Annotated in this window: 1 protein-coding gene; it reads left to right on the plus strand. The window is 61.5% G+C overall.

Translation table 11 applies throughout. The features are described from left to right. Window positions 1-163 precede the first annotated feature (163 nt). Window positions 164-1,402, plus strand: coding sequence for an IS4 family transposase (locus MKD38_RS30550; RefSeq protein ID WP_012354743.1), 1,239 nt, complete (start codon window positions 164-166; stop codon window positions 1,400-1,402). Window positions 1,403-1,427 lie beyond the last annotated feature (25 nt).

Below are 1,427 nucleotides of genomic sequence, written 5' to 3' on the forward strand. Positions count from 1 at the left end.
CCAATCCACCCAAGTTTAGCCGTCAATAGAATCGCGATTTGCCCCCGCGAACGCTTGACATGTGACGAGGTTCGAGCGGCCGCCGCCCTGCTTGCGCTGGCTGTTTAGCGCAAGCAGGGCGGCGGCCAATAGAGGATCGCTTCTCGATCTTCGCTTGGCTCTCATGCCCCTGACCGATTTGTTCGCTTCGCTTACCGAATATCTGCACACCAAGGTCTTTCACGATCTTGCTCGCCATCCCGAACGACCCTCCGCATTCACCCGTCAGCGCAAGCTCACTCTGCCGACACTGATCGCCTTCATGCTTGGCAACTTGCGCATGGGCGTACAAGCCGAACTCGATCAATTCTTCGCCGCGCTCGCGCGCCAGAACATCTTGCGCCGTTGCGTCAGTGAACAAGCCTTCGCCCAGGCTCGCAGCAAACTCAGCGGCGATGTCTTTGCTCACCTCAATGACTGGCTGCTTCGGCAGGTGTCAGACCATTTGCCGCGCTGGCATGGCTTTCGGCTAGTCGCCGCGGACGCCTCACACCTGCGTTTCGCCATCCGCCACAGCCATCTGCCTCGAGCCGCCACTCGCGATCAACTCGCCTTCGGCCTATACCTGCCCGGGGCCGAGATCATGCTCGCCGCCTCACTGCACAGCGTGCACGAGAACGAACGCCAGATCCTGTTCGAGCATCTGGACCGCCTGCAATCCGACGACTTGCTCTTGCTCGATCGCGGCTACCCCGCCCGCTGGCTGGTGGCCGTGCTCAACCAACGAAAAATCCCTTTCTGCATGCGCGCCGACGGTAGCGGCTTTGCTGCCGTGCGGCACTTCGTCCGCTCCGGTCGCGACGAGGCCATCGTCACGCTCCCGGCTCCAGCCCGAAATGACGCGCGCGACTATGAGTGTGCGGCTACTCCGCAGACCGTCCGGCTGATCCGGCAGATCTCGCCAGCCGGCAAGGTGCGCGTGCTCATCACCAATCTGCTCGACATGCACCACTATCCGGCTGCCACCTTCCGCGATCTCTATCACCAGCGCTGGCGCCTCGAGGAGGCGTTCAAACGCCTCAAACACCGCATGGCACTCGAACATCTGTCCGGCCTCTCGCAGTTGGCCGCCAGGCAGGACTTCGGCGCCAAAATCCTATGTGACAACCTGCACGCCCTATGCTGCCTCACCGCCGCGCAGGAACATGACATTGACTCGGACCATCGGATCAACCGTACCTACGCCATTACCGCGCTCAAACCTGTCCTGCCTGCGGTTCTGCTCGGCCTGCGCTGGGCCAGGGCTGCTCTGAATGAGACCTTGGCCTTGATCGCAACACGTATCCATCGCGTGCGACCGGATCGCGCCAAGCCCCGTCCGCCTCGCCAGAAGCCTCATCATGCTGCCTATAAGGCTTGTTGATGCTTACAGTAACTTGGGTGGATTG

Origin of the sequence: Cupriavidus sp. WGlv3, assembly GCF_023952475.1 — a bacterium.
In the GTDB taxonomy this organism is placed as follows: Bacteria; Pseudomonadota; Gammaproteobacteria; order Burkholderiales; family Burkholderiaceae; genus Cupriavidus; species Cupriavidus phytorum.